We start from the raw sequence: 25,080 nt of genomic DNA, 5'->3' as shown, positions 1-25,080 counted from the left end.
GGGAGTAAAAATTATAAATTTGCCAGAATTAAAAATCTAAATATAGAAATTCTTGGTGAGCGATCGCTGATAAATACTCAGGGCGATCGCTGTTTTTTCTGTTAGTTATGTGAGCTGATCGCATAATTGTTTCAAAACATAGCTCGTTATCGAGGATATACAGCAGATTTTGACAAGCGTGAAGTACGCTCTCTAGCTCTAAAAGCCACGTTTCGAGGCTATTCTAAATCTGACTTCACCAATTCTGCTGTATTAGAGTTTCATCGTTTTATTCTCAACAAAGATGCTGTTCTCAATCGAAACTTGCGATCGCCTACCTGCTCAGACCAGGCGATCGTTAAAATACATTATCTCAACACTTAATTTGAAACTTTTGCTAAATATTTAATATTTTGTTACAAATTTGCTGTATTTGACATTAGTATAGTATGCGATCAATAAGTACTATAGATAACTTTCTTATCTCATCTTGGGAATTGATTTTTTTGTAGATGACTTTACTATCAAACCATATTATGGTAAATGAGTAGGGTAAATACGTCATTTATAATGTTGCTAATTTAGAGGTCAATAGGGACGATCTCGTAAAAACAAATTTTCTAACGTGCTTATTAAATTGTTTGAAGTTATGTAGCCTTTTGACTACGGCCTATCAAGCACTGCGGTAAACTATGCGTTGATTATGATTCTTTCGCAGAGAAGAACACTCGAAAGGAGCCGTTTTTTCAATGTCTCATACCGTAAAAATCTACGATACCTGCATTGGCTGCACCCAATGCGTCCGCGCTTGCCCCACTGACGTACTGGAGATGGTTCCTTGGGATGGCTGCAAAGCTGCTCAAATTGCCTCTTCACCCCGTACCGAAGATTGTGTAGGCTGTAAGCGTTGCGAAACCGCCTGTCCCACCGACTTTTTGAGCATCCGGGTTTACCTGGGTGCTGAAACAACTCGCAGTATGGGTCTGGCTTACTAAAAGGCTCGTGCCGAGTGCCGAGTGCTGAGTGCCTAGTGCTGAGATACAAACAAGTAAATTAAAAAAATAATTTCTTGATTCTTCACTCAGAACTCGGAACTCAGCACTCAACAATTTCAAGTGTTTCAATAGCAAGCATCTTTAGGATTGTAGGGGAACCAGTGCCATCTTTTGATCTCCAAACGAGGTGTCAACGCCCTTCGGGCAGAGAAAAGCGAAGGGGAAAAGGGAAAAAGAACCCCATAACTAAAGTTATGGGCTTGAATCCTTTCCCCCTTCCACCTCTTGGTCAACTGGTATTGAGTACTGCCCACCTTACAAAATCGTAATTTTAGATTGGGGATAAAATCTCTGAGTATCTAAATCCGAGAAGCTGCCCTGGTAGCTTCGAGTCAAAAACGCAGAATCCGCTGTCAAAACTCAAAATCTATAACAATACCTAGTGGGAGAGGGAGCAAATAGCCCCCTTTTTTCTTTGCAAAACACCCAATTTGTGGTAACAACTATACTGGATTTAATCATCCTGAAAAAAAGTGGTGTGAGCAATGTGCGGAATTGTTGGATATATAGGCACTCAAGCTGCAACAGACATTTTACTGGCTGGGCTGGAGAAACTAGAGTACAGGGGCTATGATTCCGCTGGAATCGCCACTGTTTGGGAAGGTGAGGTTAATTGTGTGCGGGCAAAGGGCAAACTGCATAACCTACGTTCCAAACTCGAACAAATGGAAACCCCTGCCCAAATTGGTATTGGTCACACTCGCTGGGCGACTCATGGTAAACCAGAAGAGTACAACGCCCATCCCCACATGGATACCGCAATGCGAGTGGCGGTGGTGCAAAATGGCATTATCGAAAATTACCGGGATTTACGCGAAGAACTCAAAGCAAAAGGACACGTTTTTCGTTCTGAAACCGATACCGAAGTTATCCCCCACCTCATCGCGGAATTTTTAAAGAATTTTCCCCCCTCATCTAACTCATCATCTCCTTTCCTAGATGCAGTTCGCCAAGCTGTTAACCACCTAGAAGGGGCATTTGCACTCGCAGTCGTTTGTGCTGATTATCCCGATGAATTGATTGCTGTTCGCCAACAAGCACCTTTGGTGATTGGTTTTGGTCAAGGAGAGTTCTTTTGTGCCTCCGACACACCAGCGATCGTTGCCTATACCCGTGCGGTGCTACCTTTGGAAAATGGCGAAATTGCCCGCCTGACACCATTGGGTGTTGAGATTTACAATTTTGCTGGCGATAGGCTCAAAAAACAACCCCGACTACTCAACTTGAATCCCACGATGGTAGAAAAACAGGGATTCAAACATTTCATGCTCAAGGAAATTCACGAGCAACCTGGGGTAGTGAGAGCTAGTTTAGAAGCTTATTTTAATAATTTAGAAGAAAATGCGCGATCGCCGATCAATCTAGGTTTACCTGAAAATTTATACACAGATTTAGAACAAATTCACATCGTTGCTTGTGGTACAAGTTGGCACGCAGCATTAATTGGCAAATATTTAATCGAACAATTAGCAGGAATTTCAACCCAGGTACATTACGCTTCTGAGTATCGCTATGCCCCATCACCATTGACATCCAATACTTTGATTATTGGCGTTACTCAATCAGGTGAAACTGCTGATACTCTAGCAGCTTTGACCATGGAAAAAGAACGCCGCCAAGGGAAAGAAGCCAAATATCAAGCGCGACTTTTAGGTATTACTAATCGTCCAGAAAGCAGCCTTGGTCATTTAGTGCCGCATATCATTAGTACCTTAGCGGGAATTGAAATTGGGGTAGCGGCGACAAAAACTTTTACTGCCCAATTAATGGCGTTTTATGCATTGGCATTAGATTTAGCAGCTCATCGGCAAACAGTTTCAAAAGAAACTTTAGAGAAAATTATTAATGGCTTGCGACAAATTCCTAAAGACATTGAGTCAACATTAGAAAGTCAGGAAACTTTAAGCGAACAGCTAGCCCACGAATTTGCCGAAACCCAAGATTTTATTTTTGTGGGTAGAGGAATTAACTTTCCAATTGCTTTAGAAGGGGCGTTGAAATTAAAAGAAATTAGCTACATTCACGCTGAAGGATATCCAGCTGGAGAGATGAAACATGGTCCCATCGCACTTTTAGATGCGAAAGTACCAGTAGTGGCGATCGCAATTCCTGGTAGTGTATATGAAAAGGTTATTTCCAATGCCCAAGAAGCCAAAGCTAGAGATTCTCGCTTAATTGGCGTGACTCCCGTCAACGATGGCGAAGCTGCGGAAATTTTTAATGATTTACTCCCTGTCTCCCACGTCGAAGAATTACTTTCTCCCCTCCTCACAGTTGTACCTTTGCAACTATTGGCTTATCACATTGCTGCGCGTCGTGGTTTAGATGTCGATCAGCCAAGAAATTTGGCCAAGTCTGTAACGGTGGAATAGTCTATTGTGTTGTGGAAGAATAATTGTACAACAATAAAAAAGTCGTATAACAAATAAAAAAGTTATACAATACATAATTCGGTTCAACAATTCATAAAACGACTGAACAATAACCTCTGAGGAAGTACAATTGCACCATGTAAAGTGCGATCGCTTCCAGAGGTTATTTTTATGGTTAGGGGCAGAAGCGATCGCTCCACAGTAACAGTAAACGACTTAAAGTTTTACTACACCACTTCCGAGTTGAGCGAAGCCGCTCCCGCTTTTAATTGAATGGAATACACCCTTTAAAATTTACCACGCGGACATACTTGCTGTACCTTTGAAGGAAATTGCCGACATACTTGCTCAAAACTTTGAGGATTAATTTGCCACCAAGCAAATAATCCCAGACTTGTACCCCCTAGCAGCGCCAACACTCCGCCCAGCATTAGTAAAGGTTTACGCAAACGAGGTTTTTCGATTAAAGTTGGTGGAATTTCTGGGGTTGTAGAGGTTGTAACTGGTTCCTCTGGAATATCCAAATCTAGATGCAAATCTAGTAGCGCTTGCGAACTTTCTGTGAAGGAAGTTGGTTCTTCTTCTTGTGCTTGTAATTCTTCTTGTTCTTCTGGTTCTTCTATTTCTGGTTCTAGAATTTCTACTGGCGGCGTCGGAGTAACAGGTGCTACATATTCTGGGGAAACACGGCAATAAGTCAGAACGACCGAGATATTATCACGCCCATTTTTTTCGTTTGCCAGGTTAATCCAGTTGCGGACAGCATCTTCAACTGTAACTTCACCCGCGAACACAGGTTTTGCATAATCCTGCCAAGATTGTTCTACTAAGTTGCGATCGCTTAAACCATCAGAACATATTAGCAAGATACCATCTTCTTCGACGATGAAACGCTGAATCCGCAGACGCAAAGATTCTGAATCTCTTGTTCCCAATGCTTGAGTTAGGGCAGTAGCATCTGGTCTTAAGAGTGCTTTGCGATACAAGCTTTTAGCAAAACGTACTTCTCGCGCTGCCACATCATCATCTATTGTTAATAGCTGACAATAATTAGGAGTAATCCAATAGGCACGGCTATCGCCAACATTAGCTAAGTATAGTTCATGGCTATTGTTTGATTGCCAGCCAGAAATAGTCTCAATTTGTTGTGGAACTTGCACGGCCATAACAATGGTTGCCGCCATGCGTTCTCTGCCTTGACGTTTTTGCTCGTTATTGCGGGCAGAAATCACATTATTTGCCACCCGCAAGCTTGCTTCTAGTTGTTCTTGCAACAACTCTGGTGATACAAGTTGATTTTGTGCTGCTACTTCCGCTAACAAAACGCGAAGTTGCAACTTCACAGATTCCACTGCTAATCGGCTAGCAACCTCACCGCCTTCATGTCCACCAATGCCATCGCAAACAATCGACAAATAAGGCACTAAGCGATCGTCCAAATCACTAAAACCATTAGGATAGCAAGTATCTTCATTTTGCGGCATTACTAAGCCAGGATCTGTGGAGCCTGCTACCTTGAGACTTAACGGCAATTCTGCCGCAGATGCTAGTAATAAATTATTGAGTTGAGTAGCAATAGCATCTAACTCCACCTGAGTTTCACACATCTGCTGGACTATATTTTGCAACTGTTTAGCTACTGATGTTTTTGCAGACGCCACCCAAGCCTGCCAACACTGTCCTAAATCTTGTAGAGACGTTTCATCAAACGTCTCTACAAGTTCTAACAGTCGCACAGACCAACCTTGGACTCTCAAATTATCTTGTACCAATAAACTACCAGTGAGTCCCCATTCTGATAAAGGTGTCCAAAGTTGGAGAATTTGCCACAGCCAATAAACTTGTCGTACCGCCGTTGCTTGCTCCCATGCCTCAGCAATACTTGGGTAAATATGTCCTGTTTCATCTATCGGCACATTTTCCAATAAGAGAATATCACCTGTATCGCCCTCAACATCACGAGCAAATCCATAAACCTGGGGTAAATGTAGCCGTTCTTGATATAACCGTAAATAAGGAATTACTGCTTTTGGCAATTCCTCAGGTACATCTGGCAGCAGTCCTGGTAGAGTATCCAGCCAAACTTGGTGTCTAATTACCTCATATCTATTTGCTACCTTAGTGCCTGGTGGTACTTTAGCAGATAACGAGCTAGCAGCCCAAAGATAGCGGTGAACTAGGGGAGTTTGACAACTGGCACAAACAGTATTTTCCTCAGGGTTAATGGGGATATTACAGGTTGGATTGATACAATAAATTATCCGTTGAGTAGAAATCATATCAACTCATAAATTTCGATTAAATTTAGCTGTCAACAACTAGAAGGCTAGAATAGACTGGACTTGTGTACCCCTGGCTACACCTTGTTACTGAAAGTATCAAAATTATTGGTAAAAAAACCAAATTTTGCTTTCCGTTAATAGCCTACTTCTGGGTGTATCTAATCTTATAAATGCATTTACGTCAATCTAGACTCTTAGGATAGCGCTATGCCAAGTTTTGCTTTAATTTGGCTTCTTGCAGGAGCAATTCTATGTTTAATGGAACTGTTCTCACCATCGGCCTTCGTTGCTTTCATGATGGGAATTAGCGCTTTTGTCGTGGCCCTGTTGTCTACAGTCGGTTTGACAAATTTATGGTTGCAAATTCTAGTTTGGCTGTTGCTCTCCACAACACTAATTGTGCTTTCCCGTCGCTTTTTGCAACCGCGACGACGAAAGTCAAAAATTCAAGATGCAGTCACAGCTGAAACCCTTACAGAAATTCCACCTGGGAAAACAGGGCGAGTTCTGTATGAGGGAAATTCTTGGCAAGCACGATGTGAGGATGACAAATTCAGCATAGAGCCTCATCAAAAAGTTTATGTGGTCAGGAGAGAAGGCACCACGTTGATTGTGATACCAGAAAATTTGTTGCATTCTTAGTGATTTTGGAAGAGGCAGGGGGGCAGGGAGAAGGGGGCAGAGGGGAAAAACTCTTCTCCCTTGCTCCCTCCCTCATCTCCCAGTCCCATTCCCCGATATTTCCCCTTTCAAGTGATAGATATTTAATTAAAAAATCAGGAGATTTACAATGGAACAGTTATTTTTACTAGTCTTTTTAGCCCTTGGTGGTTCTGCTGTAGCGGGATCTGTGAAAGTCGTCAATCAAGGTAATGAAGCTTTGGTGGAAAGATTGGGTAGCTACAACAAAAAGCTGGAACCAGGTCTAAATTTTGTCATTCCTTTTCTGGATAAAATTGTTTACAAAGAAACTATCCGCGAAAAAGTCTTAGATATTCCTCCCCAAAAATGCATCACCCGCGACAACGTGAGCATTGAAGTGGATGCGGTGGTTTATTGGCGCATCGTAGATATGGAAAAAGCCTGGTATAAGGTTGAAAATCTCCAGTCGGCAATGGTGAACTTGGTACTTACCCAAATTCGCTCGGAAATGGGACAATTGGAACTGGATCAAACCTTTACTGCTCGTACCCAAATCAATGAACTTTTGTTGCAAGATTTGGACGTTGCCACTGACCCTTGGGGCGTAAAAGTGACGCGGGTAGAATTGCGCGATATTATTCCTTCTCAAGCAGTGCAGGAATCAATGGAATTGCAAATGTCGGCAGAACGGCGGCGACGAGCAGCAATTCTCAATTCTGAGGGTGAAAGAGAAGCTGCCATTAATAGCGCTAGAGGTAAAGCTGAGGCACAAATCTTAGATGCTGAAGCTCGTCAAAAAGCGACAATTCTGCAAGCAGAAGCGCAACAAAAAACCATTGTTTTGCAAGCGCAAGCTGAACGTCAGCAACAAGTTCTCAAAGCCCAAGCAACCGCAGAGGCACTGCAAATTATTACCAATACTCTCAAATCTGAAACAAACGCACAACAAGCGTTGCAGTTTTTACTCGCCCAAAATTATTTAGAAATGGGTACAAAGATTGGCAGCAGCGAGAGTAGTAAGGTCATGTTTATGGACCCGCGGACTATTCCTGCCACCCTAGAAGGAATGCGTTCCATTGTTGCAGACGCTAGTAATGGAAACTCTAACCCCTTGTTTGGTGGGCAAATATCAACAGTGAATAATAATCGGCCTGGGTGAGGTGTGGGGGTGGGGAGTGTGGGGAGTGTGGGGAGTGTGGGGGGAAAAAGAATTAATGCTTCCCCATCCTCCCACACCTCCCACACTCAATGTTTGCCCAATGCCCCATACGCTTTATAAAGTCTGGCATTGGCTACACAAGCCAAAAAACTCTAGGGTGTGGTAAAAAATTTTAAATTTATGGTTGGCTTCTAACTGGTCTTCTAGGTTGTGGACGGGGCATTGATTAATTTGAATTGAGATACCGCATTGCAAGCAAGTAAGGTGGTGTTTGTCTTGCTGCGTTAGGCTGTAAAGGGCTTCACCGTTAGCCAAATTCCGCATTTGTACCATGCCTTCTAGTTTTAAGGCTTCTAAGGAGCGGTAAACCGTCGCTAAACCCATACCTTGATTGCTGTTACGTAGTTCTACATAAATATCCTGGGCAGAAATGCCTTTTTTGATGGTTTTTAGCAGGTTCAAAATACGCTCTTGACTGCGGGTGCGTATGACTGTCATAGACAATTATTTAAATATGCCACTGTAATTTGAAGCTGTTGGACTGGCTAATTAATAAATTAACTCTAACTGCTTCGTAATCTTATTTTCACTCAGTTGGAACAGAAAGTTATAGTATAGCGATCGCAGCATTCAGCAAAAAGCCGTGCAAAGGAAGTATCTAGCCAAAATTCACGTGACACTTCGTCCTTCAGTCTTAGACCCTGCTGGTGTGGCTGTACAATCCGGTCTTCAGCAGCTGGGATACGATAACGTCGAGCAAGTAAGGATTGGTAAGTACATTGAACTAATCATCGTCTCGCCTGATGAGAAAAAAGCGCGTCACGACCTCAATAACATTTGTGACCAAATGCTAGCAAATACGGTGATTGAGAATTATCGCTTTGATTTGATTGAGGTCGAATCACAGACGGGAGTCTTTTAAAGACTGGGCATGGGGTATGGGGCATAGCGCATGGAAAGAGGCATAGGGGCAGGGAGAATAATTCATAACCAACGCTCATTCCTCATTCTCTACTCTCCAGTCCCCAATGCCCCATGCCCCATGCCCAATGCCCCATTCCCTAATCCAATTGACAAATGACTAAATTCGGTGTTGTTGTTTTTCCTGGTTCTAATTGCGATCGCGATGTCGCTTATGTCACCAGAGATTTGTTAGGGCAACCAACTCGCATGGTTTGGCATCAAGACACAGACATTACCGATCTGGATGTTGTTGTGATACCTGGTGGCTTTAGTTACGGGGATTATCTTCGGTGTGGTGCCATCGCCCGGTTTTCGCCTGTGATGCAGCAGGTTATCGAACACGCCCAAAAAGGTAAGTTTGTCCTCGGTATTTGCAATGGTTTTCAGGTATTAACTGAAGCTGGTCTGTTGCCGGGGGTGTTGACCAAAAATCGAGATTTGCATTTTATTTGCGATCGCGTTTCGATAAAAGTTGAGCGTACCAATCTCCCTTGGACGCAAGCTTATAACGATGATGAAGTTATCACTTTGCCCATTGCTCACGGCGAAGGTCGATTCTACGCTGACCCAGCCACTTTGGCAGAAATTGAAGATAACGGCCAAGTCTTGTTCCGCTATGGAGGAGAGAATCCCAATGGTTCATTGAACAACATTGCCGGGATTTGCGATCGCCAAGGCAATGTTTTGGGTATGATGCCTCACCCAGAAAGGGCGTCTGATGCGACGTTGGGCAATAGCGATGGCTTACGGTTGTTTCAAGGATTGTTAGAGAAAGTGGCAGCGTTGGCTTAAATGTGAAAGTGCGGCAACTTCAGTCCTTAGGTGCTGGAGTTGCTATTTTTTTGAGGGTAAAACCCCGACACCAAGAAACTTTCAAGCCTGTTGCCTATTGCCTGTTGCCTGCTATATATATCGTCACAGATATGGCGATCGCTTTCTGCCTTCGGGTTATTCTTAAGATAATCACGCGCTATCTCACAACCGCGCTTGAGAAGTTGATTTAAGTCAAAATCCCATACCAAAATTTCCTTACCGCCAGATGCAATACTTTTACCATCTGGGCTAAAAGTGACATTAGTGTTGCCAAAGCGATCGTAAGTTGTCAGTAAAGTACCATCAATGCTCCAAAGTTTCACTTTTGTCACACCAGCAGAGGCAATCATTTTGCCATCTGGGCTGAAACTGACACTGGTCATAGGTTCTTCTCCGTTTAAAGTTGCTAAACTTTTACTGTCTTTGCTATCTAGACTCCAAAGCTTTATCGTATTGTCTTGACTAGCAGAGGCAATAATTTTACCGTCTGGGCTGAAACTTACGCTTGTTACCTTGTTACCATGCTCCTCAAAAGATTTAATTACCTTGCCATCGGCTTGCCAGACTTTAACGCTTTTGTCATCACTTCCTGAGGCAGTCAGCTTACCATCTTGGCTAAAACTGACACTGTTTACCTTATTTTTATGTCCAGTGAAAGTATAAAAAAAAGTACCATCACGCTGCCAAAGTTTCACAGTTCTGTCATGGCTTGCTGAAGCAACTATTCCACTTTTAGGGTTGATACTCAAACTGTTTATCAAATTTTTATGCCCTAGTAAATTCCTTAATATTTGAGGTTCTTTGCCTGATTGTTCGGAAAAATCCCATAATTTTACTATATCATCACTCCCAACAATTGCTATTTTATTGCTATTAGGAATAGACTCTATACTTTCAATCCGATTACTTTCTACCTTGATAGTTTTTAATAGCTTTACTTTTATCTTATCATCACCATTGATTACCCAGAATTGTACTTCATTTTTATTAGTGCGGATAGCTAAGGTTTGACTATCTGAACTAAAACTCAAAATTGGTTGGCTTTCACAGAAAGTATCATCCCCAAATTGCTCAATATTTTTATCAGCAAGACACTCAAAACTTTTAATAAAAGTGCCGTCAGTTCGCCACATTTCTACTATACCAAAGCCTGTGTATATAATTAATATTTGTCCGTCTGGACTAAATTTTATTTCCGAATAATAACTATCCCTGAAGTTTCCTTTCTGATTTTTTAATTGAATAGTTCTAATTAGTGTACCGTCACGCTTCCAAAGTTTTACCTTATTATTGTCTTCAAAAGTAGCCAAGGTCTGATAATTAGGGCTAAAACTCTTTATGTCTTTATCAAAATTTGAGATCAGAGAGCCATCAAGCCTCCAAAAATATCGTTTACCAGAACGAATATCGTAACCAAAAATCATCTGACTATCAGGTATAAAACCAGAGGTTCTAATATAGCTACTTTTCTCTTTATTCTGAAGCTTTGTCAGGAAAGTCCCATCCATACGCCATAGTTCTAAGATATTTTGATCGTCACTTTGCACTCGATTTTCAATAGCTACGATCTCGCCATCAGGACTGAAATTAACTGACATTTGACGATCGGATTTCAGATTTTTAATCAATTTACCGTTTTTATCTATAAATTTTAGGGTGTTATAGTTATCCAAAATAGCCAAGGTTTCGCTATTCCGACTGAAACCAATGTTTTCGATCTCACCATTAAAGCTGGTAACAAGTGTTCCATTGCTTTGCCAGAGTTTAACAGTTTTATTTTCATGAACTGTAACAATAATTTTTCCATTCGGACTGAAGTTAATTGGAAATATCTCGTTAATTTTTCCATCTGCGTTGTAGCTAATTCGAGATACCTTATTAATATTCAAGCTATCCAGAGTGGCAATGAGTGTGCCATCCCGCTGCCAAATTTTGATAGTTTTATCTTCACTAGCTGTAGCAAGAGTTTCTCCATTTTTGCTAAAACTAATCTGAAATACTCTACCTTTATGACCTTTGAGAATTTTAATCAATTTACCATTACTTGAAGATAGTTCTACAGTATTATCATTTCTTACTAGGGCAATAGTTCGTTTGTCTGGGCTGAAACTACCATCAATCAATTCACCATCGTAAATTTTAAAAAAAGTACCATCCTGCTGCGATAGTTCTAATATACTTAGCTGACTAGCAGAAACTATTTTATGACTATTGTCAGGAAAAATAATATCTGAATTACTTCCTGGTAATGTTGTCTTGAGAGTGCCATCACGCCGCAAAAGTTTTACTTCATTGTTATCATTATCAAGGGAGGTAACTATCTGACCATCTGGACTGAAATTTACCTTTTTTATTACCCCATCTCTATCAAAAGATTGGAAGTTTCTGCTTTCTAGACTCCAGAGTTTGACAGTTTTGTCCTCACTTCCAGAAGCGAGCATCTTACCATCTGGGCTGAGGCTAACACTAGTAATTGCATTTCTATGTCCTGTGAAATCAAAGTTAACTATATTGTTAGTATTAACTTCTAAAATTGATGCACTTAGACTATCTTTTGATGAGCTAATGTCTTTTGAGAAACCAGACGAGTAAATAGTCTGACCGTCACGGCTAAAAACTAGACTTTGGTTAGTTTCAGAGGAAATATAAAACGATTTTATAAAAGAGCCGTCAAGACGCCTGGATGTAATAAAACCATTATTTTCGACAAAAATAGTTTGACCATCGTAGCTAAAACTTACCCTATCACCAATATCATTAAATGTTTTAATTATTTTTGCATCTAGACTCCATAATTTCAGGTTTTTGTCTTTTTCGCTTGTACCTTGGCTCGTAGAAATAGAAGCAATCATCTGACCATTGGGGCTGAAGCTGACACTGTTAATACTCTGCGTATGTCCCGTGAAAGTTTTGATTTCTTTGCCATCCAAATTCCAAAGTTTTAAAGTTTTGTCGTCACTACCAGAAATCACTTTCTGACCATTGGGGCTGAAGCTAAAACAAGTAATCTGTTCTTCATGTCCTTTAAAATTGACAATTTCTTTACCTTCTAAATTCCACAATTTCAGAGTTTTATCTTCACTGGCAGAAAGTATTTTTTCACTGTTAGGACTGAAGCCAAGATGAGTAATTTTCTTTTCGTGGGCTTTAAAACTTGTGATTTGTTTGCCACTCCGATTCCAAATTATTACCATACCGTCTGCACTGCCAGAAGCTACCATTTTCCCGTCAGGACTAAAACTAACACTGGTGACAGCATCGCTATGTCCTTCTAGGCTGTTACGCTCTTTTATGGTATAAACTACATCTTGTAATGCAGTCTTTACTTGCATTTCCGTTTCGGGTTTTACGCCAACTGACCACCATTGTTGCAGTCGTTTACCTGCTTTGATACTTTTGACCAGTGCCTCTAAATCTTGATTTGATTTCAGTAGACCTTTTACTTCCGTACTCATAGATGTGAGTTGGGTATTATTCTGACTTACTAACACCAGAGGCAAGAATATTGCTAATGCTCCAGATATGGTTCCCAGTGTTACTTTCCAAAGCAGTCCCTGGCGTGTTTCTAAAAGTTGTTGTTTGAGGACTTCATTAAGTTTTGCTTCTGTGAGCTTTCGTTGCTCTCTCTCCTTTTCCAACTCAGCAATTAATCTAGCTGATTGTTGTTGGCGAACAAATGGTACTAAATAATCGTGTACTAATTGATAGCGGTCAGTTGGTGATGCTGGTACTCTTAAGACTAAACCTGATTGCACTAAGATTTCTAAAACTAAGTCGAGTTTTTCAGTTTTTACATCTAACTCTAATTCCAAATCAGCGCGAGTTTTTAAAGGGCGGGTATTATTTTCATCTGTGAGCAGATATAAAACTAGTTTGGCTATTTGTTCGTTATCAGTACCACAGTCTTTGACAATTTCTTCTAAAAATCGCCCCACAAAGTTTTCTTTCGGGCCATGTTGCTGATATTGTTCTAGCTTGGTTATTTTTTCTGTTTGTAGTTGCGCTCCCACAACTTGTAATTCAATGGGACGTACTTCACCTAAGTCTCTGGCTAAATCCTTGACTAATTCATCAATTAATAGTGTTTCTAAAACTAACTGGCTGTTTTGAGTTAAGTTTTGAATGATTAATTTAGCATCTTCTAATGAGAAGTTATCTAAGTAATAAAGAATATCTTTGTCTAAAATATTATTATTGATTACATCAAAGTTGGCAAGGCGATTATTGCATTCCAATAAATAATGTAAATAATCTTCCCGCAAAGACAAAATTACCTTTACATAAGGAATATCTAAACATTCACGCAAAAATTCATAAAATTTGCGTCTACTGCTTGGATCTTTGTAAATAAAGAAAAATTCTTCAAATTGATCGAATATTAAAACTGTCAGCAGGTTATAATCTTCATGTTTTTTTAATTGTTCAATGATACACTTTTGTGCTTCTATATCTCCTGTTTGAATAGGTGAGTATTCATAACTTCTGCCTTCATAGGGAATGCGCGGTAAGTCAGCAAGAGCATCTCGTAAACGATTACCTAATTCAATAATCCAATCTGGATAAACTTGTTGTAAAACAGGTAAAACGTCACGAATGCCAATGGATCTTTGTTTTAATGCCGGAATTAATCCAGCTTGTAAAATTGAACTTTTACCAACACCTGATTGTCCGTGAATAATTGTTAGTTTGCGGTCATGTTGAGCCATACGCTCGATGAGGCGATTAATATCTTGTTGTCTTCCGGAAGCTGCAATTTCTGTCGCTACTGTTGCTTGTTGTTCAACGGATGGCAAAGCCGGGTTATTTACTGTTTGTTGAGCTTGTAATCTACCCGCACCAATGAAAGCACGGAAACGATATTGTTGTTCGAGCGATCGCCCTTCTTGTTTAAGATGAAATGCAGTCCGATATTCACCTTTTTGAAAGTACTTGGTTCGTAACTCTGCCAAAATTTGAATGTAAAGTTCTGGATCGTATTGAACTTTGGTTTCTGTTCTCGCAGTTTCTAAAGTTTGCAGTGCTGCTTCTGGTTGATTGAGTGCAGATTGCGATCGCGCCAATGCAAACAAATACCAACCCCGATGATACGATCTTTCCCAGTCTAAATCTGCTTTCATCTCTTCCGAGATTGGCAAAGATGCATCAATTTGCACGTTATCCAGCAAAGAAAGCGCTTCTTCGGCTGTTTGCTTTGCCTCGTTCCAAGCTGATTTAGCAATTAGCACCTCAGCTAGATAGCTATAAGCTCTGGCTAATTTAAACTGATTGGGATAGGTTTGATGCAGCGCAATTGCTTTGTTAGCAACAGCTTCTAACTCTTCCCACTGTTGCAGACTTTGTAATACAGAACCCAAAGCATTAATAAATTTTGCTACCAAATCTTCGCGGTTAGCTTGTTCAAATACCTCAATACATTCCTGAAAATAATCTTTAGCAAAACCAATGGCAAGGTCTTTTTCTGGGTGGTTTAATAATGCATAGGTACGCCACCAAAGTCCAAGAGAGTAGAGTAAGCACGCACGTCGTTCTAAAAAGCGGGGTGATGGAGAATCGCGGACAAAAAGTGCTAAACTCCGCTCGTAATATTGCCTTGACAATTCCAGTGAATTAGAATTTGCTCGACCGAGCATAAATTCCAAACTTGCTTCTAGTTCTGGGTTTAGATTCAAACGACGATTTTGTAAATCGTGCCATGCTGACTCCAATTCAACCCGGCGTGGAGAGCCAACTTGTAAATTCAGCGCCGTACTATCGAGATATCTACCAGCACCAGCAGCTAAGATTTTTTCAAAGACATCATCAGCAGTTTGTTCGATAAAATCAATTAGATCGTCAGTGGCGATCGCAAATTCCACAGTTGTACTCCAACTGTGTAAATCTGGTGCTAATCGCATCAGTTTGTGCAGCACATCATCCGTTACCCACAACACTAACGGAAAGTGAAAATTTTTTCTAAACTCCTCCCTCACCTGATTAGCACCATTGAGGATTAGTTCTAGCTGAGTCACTGATTCTAAACCAGATACTACCAACGCTTGCGGATGTTCAGAACCAAGTAAGTTTTGGATAGTTTGAAAAAATGTTTTAACCGATTTATCCAAAACTATCTCTCGAATTTGCAAATCGCTGGATGCTTGTAGACTTTCCATCAAACGCCTTCGCAAACTAGCACCATTACAAAGTGCCAAAATCAGCGAAAATTCTGCTTGAGAAGTAGCGATCGCCCATAATAATTCTTGTAAAGAATTTTCATTATCAGTTGCGATCGATTGCGGCTCATTCATAGCTAGACCTGTGGATGGGGAGATGGGGGTGTGGGGAGAATAATTCTTTCTTGTACAGACGCGATGAATCGCATCTCTCTTGTACAGACGCGATTCATCGCGTCTCTCAACACTTCAATTCCGTAGCTTCTGCCAAAATCGGATTAATTTCAAACCAAGACCCATCATTGTCTCGGTATTCATAGACGAATCTACTGTGTACCAAAATTCGGTATCCTTCATCGCCACTTACCCATTTCCGCTGTTGTACTTGCCGTAACAAGTCCCATTCATCATCTGTGATTGCTAAGGTCATTTGATTGCGGTAGGCTCTAATTACAGTTTCTAACCCTGCACGCGATAAAGGCAGTTTTCTTTCTTTTTTGATCCAATCATTAAGCAGTCTGAGTAATTCGCGCACATGACCGCCACTAATTCGGCAGAGTCTTTTTAATGTTTCTGGTGTATCAAAAATCTCAGTAATCCAAGCGAAGCGTTCCTCTGGCTGAAAATCAGGGTAAGCTCTGGCTAGTATCATCTGTGCCAAGAGTGCCATACCTTCGGGACATTCACTACCATCGCGTAATTGCACTGGCACCATAGGTAAGACTTTTGGATATACCATAAATCGCTGTGTCAATCGGCTCAAGTCATTGGAAAACATCAATTCTAAAGGCATGGTGTAAACAACATGGCACTTGAGCTGAGTTAATTGTTCTCCTCGGTCTACAAATAGATATTCAGGCTGGGGTCGTCCCCAAGATTTGGTAGTAGTCTCAACACGGTCGAGATTATCAACTATTACCACCAGTCCTTTTTTCCCACGTTCCTTCAATTTAACAATGGCAGGTTCTAGGAGTTCTTCGTTAATTACATCAATAATACTTTTTGTCCGCGGTCCTAAATATTCTCTTAACTTGCTGCGAAGTTCGGGACTATTTTTCGCTTTGGCTGTAACTTTGCCAATACCCAATGCCACCAGTGAGACTCCTTCTTTCTCACTAGCTTTCAATTCTCCTAAACCTGGAATCTTAGCTTCGGCAGCAAATTTACCATCAGTGCTAGCAGAAACTTTACCAATGCCAGGAATTAAAGCTTCCCCAGAAACTTCAACTTCTGTCATCAACAGTTTAGCGGCTCCTTGGAGTATTTTTTTTAGGCCTTGGGGTTCAGGAATTTCCAATTTTTCCCAGCTATCAAGACTTTCACTGACTCGACGAGCGACGCTAAGTAAAATATCACTGATATCAACATCGCCCATTTCCAAGTCTTGGCTAGACTCAAAATATACCACATGAAAATCTGCTTGCTCTAATTCGGCTTTGAGTCTAAGCAATTCTGTAGATTTGCCGCACCCAATGTGTCCCGAAAATAGTTCACAGGTAGGCTTATCAGGTGAAAAATATGTAATATTTTCCTTTAACTCTTCAATAATCCTGCCACCGCGTACTGAGGAAAAGTCAATATAGTATTTTCGATCCTCGGCATTTTCCACAGCCAAGGTTTTACTAGGGTTACACGCCTGGTAAAATTTCTGTAAATCTAGTTTCATTAACTACCCCGCAACAAGGCTTTTCTTTATTTTCACCACAAACCTTGTTACATATTCCGCAAATTCCGCAAAATTTAAGTAATTTGTTTACTAAATATTCCTTTCTTGCTATCCTCGCCTAAGTGGGAGCCTAAGTTCCTAACATCTGCAAGTTATGTAAGGTTGCGTAAAGCCCACCTTGTTGCAGTAATTGTTCGTGACTTCCCTGTTCGATTAATTCGCCGCGCTTCAAAACAAAAATCCGGTCTACATTGCGAATTGTAGACAAACGGTGAGCAATAATAATCGCGGTACGTCTGAACAAAAGCTGGTCTAATGCTTCTTGAATTAAAGCTTCTGTGCCTACATCTAAACTAGCGGTGGCTTCATCTAATACTAAAATTTGAGGATCGCGAATGGCAGCACGAGCAAAAGCTAAAAGTTGCTTTTGTCCACTAGAAATATTTGTACCTCTTTCTCTAAGTTGAGTATCGTAGCTTGCGGGTAACTCTTCTATAAACTGGGCAATGTTGGTTTTTTCAGCTACTTGTTGAATCTGTTCAATTGTATAACCATCCCCTAAAGAAATGTTGCTTTTCACATCGCCAGCAAACACAAAACCGTCTTGTAAAATTACTGCCATGTAACGTCGCAGTTCCGCTTGTGGCACTTCTTTAATATCTATGCCATCAATGAGAATGCGTCCTTGGGTGGGTTCGTAAAGACGGCATAAAAGTCGAATGATAGAAGTTTTACCCGCGCCTGTGGGCCCGACTAATGCCACTTTTTCACCAGGATGAATGGTGAAATCTAAATCTTTAATTACATAATCATCGTTTTTATAAGCAAACCAAACGTGTTCAAAACGAATTTCTCCTAAGTCGGGCGGGGAAGTTAAATCTGGAGATTCTAAATTTGCAACTATCTCGTCTATGTAGCCAAATTTAGCATCAAGAATTGAGTAGCGCACATTAGCCCGATCGCGAATTTCTATTGGTTCATCTAATACATCGCCGACACGTTCAATGGCAGTGAAACCAGCTTGAATTACGGTAAATTTTTCGGCAAAGTTCCTTAATGGGTCAAATAATCGTTGGGCATATAAAATAAATGCCGATAAAGTACCAAAAGTCAAGTCTTTATCTAAAAGCATCAAACCACCCAACCATAAAACACCTGCGATCGCAACTAGTCCAATCCATTCCAAAGTTGCGGATACAGCTGCATCATAAAAGATGTTTTTATCTACTTGCTGAGTGTAGCGGTTGTTAGTGGCACGAAATAATTCGGCATTAAATTTTTCTCTGCGGAACAACTGCACTACGTTAATACCAACTACATTTTCTTGTAGCTGTGAATTGAGTATAGAAAGTTCTTCCCGCCCTTTGTAATTGGCTTTGCGATACTGTTTCTGTAAGTAAATTGTCACCCACGTAATTGGTAACAGCATCAATAGTAACAAGCAAGCAAGTTCCCATTGAAGAGAAAGCATTAAACCTATAATCACCAGCATGGAAAACAAATCGGACACGATGCCGATCGCCCCAGTAGAAAAGACATCGCCTAACACTTCTACATCACTGGTGATTCTGGTAATTAATTTACCTACGGGTGTCCTGTCAAAAAAACGTACCGCTAGAGATGTTACATGGTGAAATAAGTCTTGGCGAATTGCGGTGGTGATTTGTTGCCCTAATTTCTGTACGAGATAACCCTGATAGCCTGTGAACACCAATCGGATGGCGATCGCAATCAGCAATAAGCCTTCTAAAATATTTAGCGCTTGCGGGAACGGGCGATTACTCAGAAATTCGTAAGTACTCGGTTCCTTGCGGATCAGGGAAATAAGTTGTCCAATTAACAGCGGTTGTACGGCATTAGCAATGGCGATCGGCACGAGTAAGAACATCGACAGTGCCAACAGTCCCCTATTGCGACGGGCATAAGGCACTAAACGTAAAAACAACCGCCAGTCATTTTCACCCCGACGGTGCTGTGTGTATGATTTTTTGTTGAGAGATGGGTAGATGCTCATAATAAGAGCATTATATTCATGTTTGCCAAAAACAGACTTTTTAATACTTGTTAGTTCGATCGCATAGTCAAACACTATACAAATACTAATTTACCTGTTTTCACTGGTTTAGATTCTGCAATCGTGAACTATCCCCCAAAAAATGGGAATACAGACTGTTAAAAAGCAACAGGGAACAGGAAATAGGCAACAGGCAATCCTCATACTTCAATCGAAATCTTTTCTCCTGTAAACAAAGACGAACTTGGTTGAGCCGACACCGTAAAAAATGCCAGCGTTTATATAATGCCAACGTCCATCTAATTGAAATTGACTTGCTGCGTCGGAGAAATAGACCATTTAACCATCCGCGTCTTTTGGATAGGTAAATCTTCTTTAGGGTAATAAAAAGGCTTTACAGACATCTTGCAGAAAATTTTATCAAGACAGCTACGTAGTCGGCTTGATATCACAGGGATCTCAGTTCAATAGTCACTGGGGTATTTGTATGAATTGCTTCATGGGTATCCTTTTAAGTATGAAACAATACCATACTTCTCTCTTTACGTCTTATATCTAAAGGTAGAAGATATAGGTTAACTCAAATCTGGGAAACCTAACCTAAGAGGAGTTCATCCCAAGAAATGTCTTGCCTATTTATCGCAGAGTGCAACTGAGGTCAGATGACGCAATCTTTAAATCCAGTCAAAGAGTGGGAACAACGCCGCGATGAAGCAAACCAGTATTACCAGCGGGGAAAATTTCAAGAGTATCTCGATCTTGTGACTAAGAATTTACAGCTAGCAAGAGCAATCCCAGACCGAATTAGGGAAGGTTACACATTGAACGACCTTGGTTTAGCTTATCTGGGTTGCTGGCAACCTCAAAGGGCATTAGAGCGGTTTCAACAAGCGCTTTGTGTTGCTGTTGAAATCGGTAATGCCTCCGCACAAGCAACTGCACTGAGCAATCTGGGTTCTACCTACAGCCGTCTTGGACGCTTTTCCCAAGCATTGGAGTATTTTGATAAAGCACTTCTGATTTTCAGGGAATTGCAAGACGTTCAAGGAGAAGTTTCTACTCTCAATGATGTAGCCCTGATTTATACCCGATTAGGAGAACCGAAACGCGCACTGCTACTACAAAACCAAATTTTGACAATGCGTCGATTGGTAGGTGACTTTTCCGGTGAAGCAACAACCCTAAATGGCATTGGGTTTGCGTACAACGTTTTAGGCAAGTTCGACGAAGCTCTAGAATATTTTCAAGCAGCACTGCCGATTCAACGAGCTGTGAAGAATTTAGTTGCTGAAGCAACCACCTTGAATAATATTGCTTCAGTTTATAGTGATTTAGGACAACCCAAACAAGCGCTGTTGCTTTATTATCAAGTTCTTTTGACACGTCGAGCCATTGGCGATCGCTCTGGCGAAGCAACAACCCTTCACAACATTGGTTTTACCCACAGTATCCTCGCCCAGCATCGCCAAGCGATGAAGTTCTACAAACAAGCCATTGCCATTTACCAACAAATGGGCGATTCTCTCGGAGAAATTTCTACTTTGCTAAATATGGGAAGCCTTTACGCCACAACCAAACGCAAAAAAATGGCGCGATTGTGCTATGAAAATGCCCAAGAGTTAGCTGAGAAAATTGAACATCAGCCACTCTTAGAAAAGGTAGAGGAGTTTATAAATTCTCTCTAGTCTTATTGGCAAGGGGACAGAGGGGCAGGGAGCAGGGAGCAGAGGGGGAAGAGGAATTTTTCATTCTCCCCCTTGCCCCTTTCCCCCTGCCCCTCTGCCTGTTTACCCATGCCCAGTATTGCTACTTAATAGCTAAAATACTGATCGAAAACCCAGCGGAATCTATCGTGTCTAATAACAATGCCAAGGTTTGGTTGATTACTGGTAGTTCTAGCGGCTTTGGGCGTAATTTAGCTCAAGCAGTACTGAAAAAAGGCGATCGCTTAATTGCTACTGCCCGTAAGCCTGAGCAACTTCAAGATCTCGTCAATCAATACCCAGATACAGCTAAGGCAGTTTCTCTAGACGTTACCAATCCCGTCCAAGTCAAAGCGGCAGTCGATGAAGCAGTTAAGGCATCTGGACAAATTGATGTGTTGGTTAACAATGCTGGATATGGTTTAATTGGGGCGCTAGAAGAGGTTAGCGATGAACAAATTCGGCGTAACTTTGATACCAACCTTTTCGGTGCAATTAATACCATGCGGGCAGTTTTGCCAATTATGAGACAGCAAAAAAGTGGGCATATCATCAATATGTCTGCAATTGCTGGATTCACAAATGAACTAGGTTTTTCCATTTATGGTGGTGCTAAGTTTGCCTTGGAGGGTGTATCAGAAGCCGTACATGGCGAAGTTGCACCTCTGGGTATCAAAGTGACCATTGTCGAGCCGGGGCCTTTTCGTACTGATTTTATTGGGCGATCGCTTGACCGTGCTGCCAATAGCATAGATGCCTACAAACCAACTGTGGGAAAATTCTTAGAGTTCCTAGAAAAAATTGAAGGCACTCAACCAGGCGATCCAGAAAAAGCAGCTCAAGCATTAATTAAGGTTGTGGAATCAGAAAATCCACCGTTGCGTTTGGTGCTGGGTAAGTATGCTTATAGCAAGTTCCGCAATAAAATTGCCTCGTTGACTGCTGAGTTGGATGCATGGGAAGCAGTGGCAGCAAATACTGATTTTGGAAGTTAGATTTTTAAGGCAAGAGGCAACGGTTCGGCTCCGCTCACCGTCCGAGGGTAATAGGCAACAGGCAATTAATCTTTCCCTATTCCCCATTCCCTACTCCCTATTCGCTATTAGCTATGAAAGTTTACGAAATTCAAAGCAATGCTGGCATCGATGCCCTGGCATTAGTCGATCGCCCCGAACCAAAACCCGCAGCCGATCAAGTTGTAATTCAAGTCAAAGCAACGTCTTTAAATTACCGTGATTTGCTCGTCGTTGAAGGAGCCTACGGTGCCGGACAGAAATATCCGTTAATTCCCATGTCTGATGGTGCGGGGGAAGTTGTGGCGGTAGGCGAAGGTGTGACACGAGTGAAAGTAGGCGATCGCGTCGCTGCTACTTTCTTCCAAGACTGGATTTATGGCTCTTTAACTAGAGAAAAAATGAAATCCGATCTCGGAGGTGGTATCGATGGTATGTTGGCTGAATATGTCGTATTACACCAAGACGGTTTAGTAATTTTACCAGACCATCTCTCCTACGCTGAAGGCGCAACCTTGCCGTGTGCAGCAGTTACAGCTTGGCATGGCCTGGTGACAAAAGGTAATATTGGCGCAGGTAATAGTGTTTTATTGCTTGGTACTGGGGGAGTTTCAATTTTTGCTCTCCAGTTTGCGAAGATACACGGTGCTAGAGCGATCGCAACTTCTAGCAGTGATGAAAAGTTAGCACGAATCAAACAGCTTGGTGCTGACGAAACAATCAATTACAAAACAACACCAGATTGGGAAAAGCAAGTTTATCAATTAACTAATCGCACAGGTGTAGATCATGTAGTTGAGGTAGGTGGTGCAGGAACTCTCCCAAAATCACTACAAGCAGTCCGCATTGGTGGACGTGTTAGTTTGATTGGTGTATTGTCAGGCAGAGGAAATGAAATTGACCCCATGCCAATACTTTTTAAAAGTTTAACGGTTCAGGGAATTTATGTTGGTAGTCGGGAAATGTTTGAGGCCATGAATCAGGCAATACAACAACATCAAATCAAACCGATTATCGATAGAGTTTTCCCATTTACTGAAGCGCGGGAAGCATATCATTACCTCAAAAGTGCTGCCCATTTCGGAAAAGTTGTTATTAACGTGAATTCATAAAACTACATTCGTACAATTTGCAGTAAGAGTAAGATAAAATACTATAGGTTTAGGCAAATAGAAACAGAAATCGGCAGTTAAGGAAAGAGCATCTGTTTAATTGTGATTGATTAAGTAGGTAGGCATGATTAAATATAGGATGTCATTGCGAGCGAAGCGAAGCAATCGCAAAGTATCGGGGATTGCTTCGCTTCGCTTGCAATGAGATAACATATTATATTTATTTACGTCCATCTACTTAGAATTCAGAATTCAGAATTAAAACAAGCTTTAGTTATGTAGCAGCTGCCAGCTAGATTCGGATATAAACTCATCGTAAAATCTGCACAACAATAAACTTTCAAACCTATTGCCTATTGCCCATGTCTTAATTACGAATTATTTCAATCTAGCGTCTGTTTTTGTAACTTCCCATCGCTTTGCGTTTGACTCTCAGTCGGTGTATTTTGCTTTTCCAGTGTTGGTACTTCTACAGCAGAAGGATCTGGGGGTCTGAAGTCCCGTGGCAGTGTTTCTGATGGTATAACTACAGAATTTGCAGGAATTACAGGTTTAAGAGGGGCAGAATTTTGATTAGAGGTTGGTGAGTTATTGTCTGGTAACTTTTTGGGGGAAGCATTACGAGATGACCGAATTGCCCGTAATTTTTCTACTAGCGAGGGTGTAGGGGCAACGCTAGGCGAAGGCGAAGGTGCTGATTGTTCAGAATTACTGCGTTGTGATTCTCTTGTAGAGCTGCTGCTAGAAGATTCTTCCTGGGAAGAAGAACGATTACGCCGACGCTGCCTGAAATTAGAGACTGGTGCAGATTCAGTTTTTGAGGTGGTGTTAGTCTCTGGAGTTCCAGAGGAAGATGTATTGCCTAAGTTAGGTACTTTGGCGGCTGGTTGTTGAGTAGGCCGTTGAAAAAGTGGTTTGGCGGTTGGCTGCGGCTGAGATTTCGGTAACATGCTAGTAATGCCAAAACCTGCTGTAGCAGCAACTACAGCTACGCCCATACCCAGAAATATCTTAGATCGCTGTTGTTTTTTAGAGTGTGAAGTTTTCTTGGCGTTGGCGATGGCCTTGCCGTCAGGCATCGCTTTTTTGACACGTTTGCCCATCAGAGTTTGTGGCTGTTGGGCAGATAAACTAACAGTTTGCACTGCGTAAGTAGGTAAGGCTTGAGGCGTGGTATTAACTCCACTTCCCGGTAGCAATTGCAGCCACTCCGTAACAGTCGCCGGACGAAAACGAGATTCTACGGCCATACCGCGCATTACTGCTTGATTGACAGCAGCACTCAAATGTGGTTGGAGTTCGCGGGGGGATGGCATTTGTTCGCGATCGCGCAATAATGCTGGCATGGGAACTTGAGCTGTTAACAGTGCATACAAGGTTGCTGCTAAACCATAAACATCGGTGGCAGGTGTGCGTGCTGCTTGGGTTAAGTACTGCTCAATGGGAGAATAACCTTCAGAAACCAAACCCGTATGAGTCTGTCTCACTCCGCCATTAAATTCCCTAGCAATACCAAAATCAATCAACACGACTTCCTGCGTTCCTTGGCGCAGGATGATATTATCTGGTTTGATATCCCGATGCAGCAAACTGTTATTGTGTACTACCTGTAAAGCTGCGCCAATTTGCTGGATGTAATGAATTGCTGTAGCTTCCGGCAAAGGTATTCCTGGTAACACAAAGGCGTCACCTAAAGTTTCGCCAGGAATGTATTCCATCACCATGTAAGGCAGCCCATCTTCCACAAAAAAATCGCTAACTCGGACTATATTTGGGTGGATACAAGTAGCTAATCGTCTGGCTTCATCTTGGAATTGGCGCTCGAACTTGGCAAAATCAGGATGTTGTCGCAGTCGTTCATTGATGGTTTTCATCACCACCTCCTGACCCAAGTAGTGATGCTTAGCTTTAAACGTAATGCCAAAGCCACCACGCCCTATTTCTTGGATTAGGGTATATTTTCCATCTTGTAAAATTGTGCCTGCTAACATAGAGAGTCCTGAGTCTTGAGTGAGCAGATAACTAGCGAGTCCTAAGTCTTAAGGGATTTCCTCAAATTTTCCCATATTTTTGAGAAGCAGGGTTTTGCTTGTCTATCCACGGGATGATTTAGTTTTTGGAATTTCCTAAGCCGGAAAAACCCCCAACGATCAAAATA

Annotated in this window: 16 protein-coding genes; 10 read left to right on the top strand and 6 right to left on the bottom strand. The window is 41.5% G+C overall.

Annotated features, from left to right (window positions below; all coding sequences use genetic code 11):
• Positions 1–126: 126 nt before the first annotated feature.
• The 3 genes from ACM0OY_RS02505 (at position 127) to glmS (ending at position 3,406) form a co-directional block, all read left to right on the top strand.
• Entirely contained in the window at positions 127–363 is a 237-nt protein-coding gene (locus ACM0OY_RS02505) for a hypothetical protein (RefSeq protein WP_414567317.1), read from the top strand.
• Positions 364–728: 365 nt separating this feature from the next.
• Positions 729–974: a photosystem I iron-sulfur center protein PsaC gene (gene psaC, locus ACM0OY_RS02500; protein ID WP_012411495.1), complete on the top strand. Its 246-nt coding sequence runs from the start codon at positions 729–731 to the stop codon at positions 972–974.
• Between the two features lie 545 nt (positions 975–1,519).
• Positions 1,520–3,406: a glutamine--fructose-6-phosphate transaminase (isomerizing) gene (gene glmS, locus ACM0OY_RS02495; protein WP_414567316.1), complete on the top strand. Its 1,887-nt coding sequence runs from the start codon at positions 1,520–1,522 to the stop codon at positions 3,404–3,406.
• 287 nt (positions 3,407–3,693) lie between these two features.
• Here the strand turns inward: glmS and ACM0OY_RS02490 are convergent, their stop codons facing one another.
• The gene (locus ACM0OY_RS02490) at positions 3,694–5,685 is read right to left on the bottom strand and encodes a protein phosphatase 2C domain-containing protein (RefSeq protein ID WP_414567315.1); all 1,992 of its coding nucleotides are present in this window, start codon (positions 5,683–5,685) and stop codon (positions 3,694–3,696) included.
• 210 nt (positions 5,686–5,895) lie between these two features.
• Between ACM0OY_RS02490 and ACM0OY_RS02485 the strand changes: the two genes are divergently transcribed.
• Both ACM0OY_RS02485 and ACM0OY_RS02480 read left to right on the top strand, forming a co-directional pair.
• Entirely contained in the window at positions 5,896–6,330 is a 435-nt protein-coding gene (locus ACM0OY_RS02485) for an NfeD family protein (RefSeq protein WP_414567314.1), read from the top strand.
• Between the two features lie 148 nt (positions 6,331–6,478).
• Complete coding sequence (locus tag ACM0OY_RS02480) at positions 6,479–7,489, top strand: SPFH domain-containing protein (RefSeq protein WP_414567313.1); 1,011 nt, start codon at positions 6,479–6,481, stop codon at positions 7,487–7,489.
• A gap of 114 nt (positions 7,490–7,603) precedes the next feature.
• Here the strand turns inward: ACM0OY_RS02480 and ACM0OY_RS02475 are convergent, their stop codons facing one another.
• The gene (locus ACM0OY_RS02475) at positions 7,604–7,987 is read right to left on the bottom strand and encodes a Fur family transcriptional regulator (RefSeq protein ID WP_414567312.1); all 384 of its coding nucleotides are present in this window, start codon (positions 7,985–7,987) and stop codon (positions 7,604–7,606) included.
• A gap of 145 nt (positions 7,988–8,132) precedes the next feature.
• On the opposite strand from ACM0OY_RS02475, the gene purS reads away from it, so the two are divergent.
• Together purS and purQ are read left to right on the top strand one after the other, a co-directional pair.
• On the top strand, positions 8,133–8,411 hold the full coding sequence (gene purS / locus ACM0OY_RS02470) for a phosphoribosylformylglycinamidine synthase subunit PurS (RefSeq protein WP_414567311.1): 279 nt from the start codon (positions 8,133–8,135) through the stop codon (positions 8,409–8,411).
• Positions 8,412–8,566: 155 nt separating this feature from the next.
• Positions 8,567–9,244, top strand: a complete 678-nt coding sequence (gene purQ / locus ACM0OY_RS02465; protein ID WP_414567310.1) for a phosphoribosylformylglycinamidine synthase subunit PurQ — start codon at positions 8,567–8,569, stop codon at positions 9,242–9,244.
• Positions 9,245–9,270: 26 nt separating this feature from the next.
• On the opposite strand, the gene ACM0OY_RS02460 is transcribed toward purQ, so the two are convergent.
• From ACM0OY_RS02460 to ACM0OY_RS02450, 3 genes are all read right to left on the bottom strand, one after another.
• Positions 9,271–15,549, bottom strand: coding sequence for an eIF2A-related protein (locus tag ACM0OY_RS02460; RefSeq protein ID WP_414567309.1), 6,279 nt, complete (start codon positions 15,547–15,549; stop codon positions 9,271–9,273).
• A 106-nt stretch (positions 15,550–15,655) separates the two neighbouring features.
• The gene (locus ACM0OY_RS02455; RefSeq protein WP_414567308.1) at positions 15,656–17,080 is read right to left on the bottom strand and encodes an ATP-binding protein; all 1,425 of its coding nucleotides are present in this window, start codon (positions 17,078–17,080) and stop codon (positions 15,656–15,658) included.
• A gap of 130 nt (positions 17,081–17,210) precedes the next feature.
• Entirely contained in the window at positions 17,211–19,094 is a 1,884-nt protein-coding gene (locus ACM0OY_RS02450) for an ABC transporter ATP-binding protein (protein ID WP_414567307.1), read from the bottom strand.
• Positions 19,095–19,756: 662 nt separating this feature from the next.
• Between ACM0OY_RS02450 and ACM0OY_RS02445 the strand changes: the two genes are divergently transcribed.
• The 3 genes from ACM0OY_RS02445 to ACM0OY_RS02435 all read left to right on the top strand — a co-directional run bounded on the left by ACM0OY_RS02445 (position 19,757) and on the right by ACM0OY_RS02435 (position 22,922).
• Positions 19,757–20,779, top strand: a complete 1,023-nt coding sequence (locus ACM0OY_RS02445; protein WP_414567306.1) for a tetratricopeptide repeat protein — start codon at positions 19,757–19,759, stop codon at positions 20,777–20,779.
• Between the two features lie 167 nt (positions 20,780–20,946).
• Positions 20,947–21,792, top strand: a complete 846-nt coding sequence (locus tag ACM0OY_RS02440; protein ID WP_414567305.1) for an oxidoreductase — start codon at positions 20,947–20,949, stop codon at positions 21,790–21,792.
• Between the two features lie 113 nt (positions 21,793–21,905).
• The gene (locus tag ACM0OY_RS02435) at positions 21,906–22,922 is read left to right on the top strand and encodes a zinc-dependent alcohol dehydrogenase family protein (protein ID WP_414567304.1); all 1,017 of its coding nucleotides are present in this window, start codon (positions 21,906–21,908) and stop codon (positions 22,920–22,922) included.
• Positions 22,923–23,305: 383 nt separating this feature from the next.
• Here ACM0OY_RS02435 and ACM0OY_RS02430 read toward each other — a convergent pair whose 3' ends face one another.
• Positions 23,306–24,913 (bottom strand): protein kinase domain-containing protein, encoded by a 1,608-nt coding sequence (locus ACM0OY_RS02430; protein WP_414567303.1) that lies wholly within the window; start codon positions 24,911–24,913, stop codon positions 23,306–23,308.
• Positions 24,914–25,080 lie beyond the last annotated feature (167 nt).

The organism is Nostoc sp. CCY 9925 (genome assembly GCF_963920935.1).
Taxonomy (GTDB): domain Bacteria; phylum Cyanobacteriota; class Cyanobacteriia; order Cyanobacteriales; family Nostocaceae; genus Nostoc.
The sequence above is the reverse complement of the archived record's forward strand: the minus strand, read 5'-3'. Positions and strand labels throughout refer to the sequence as shown.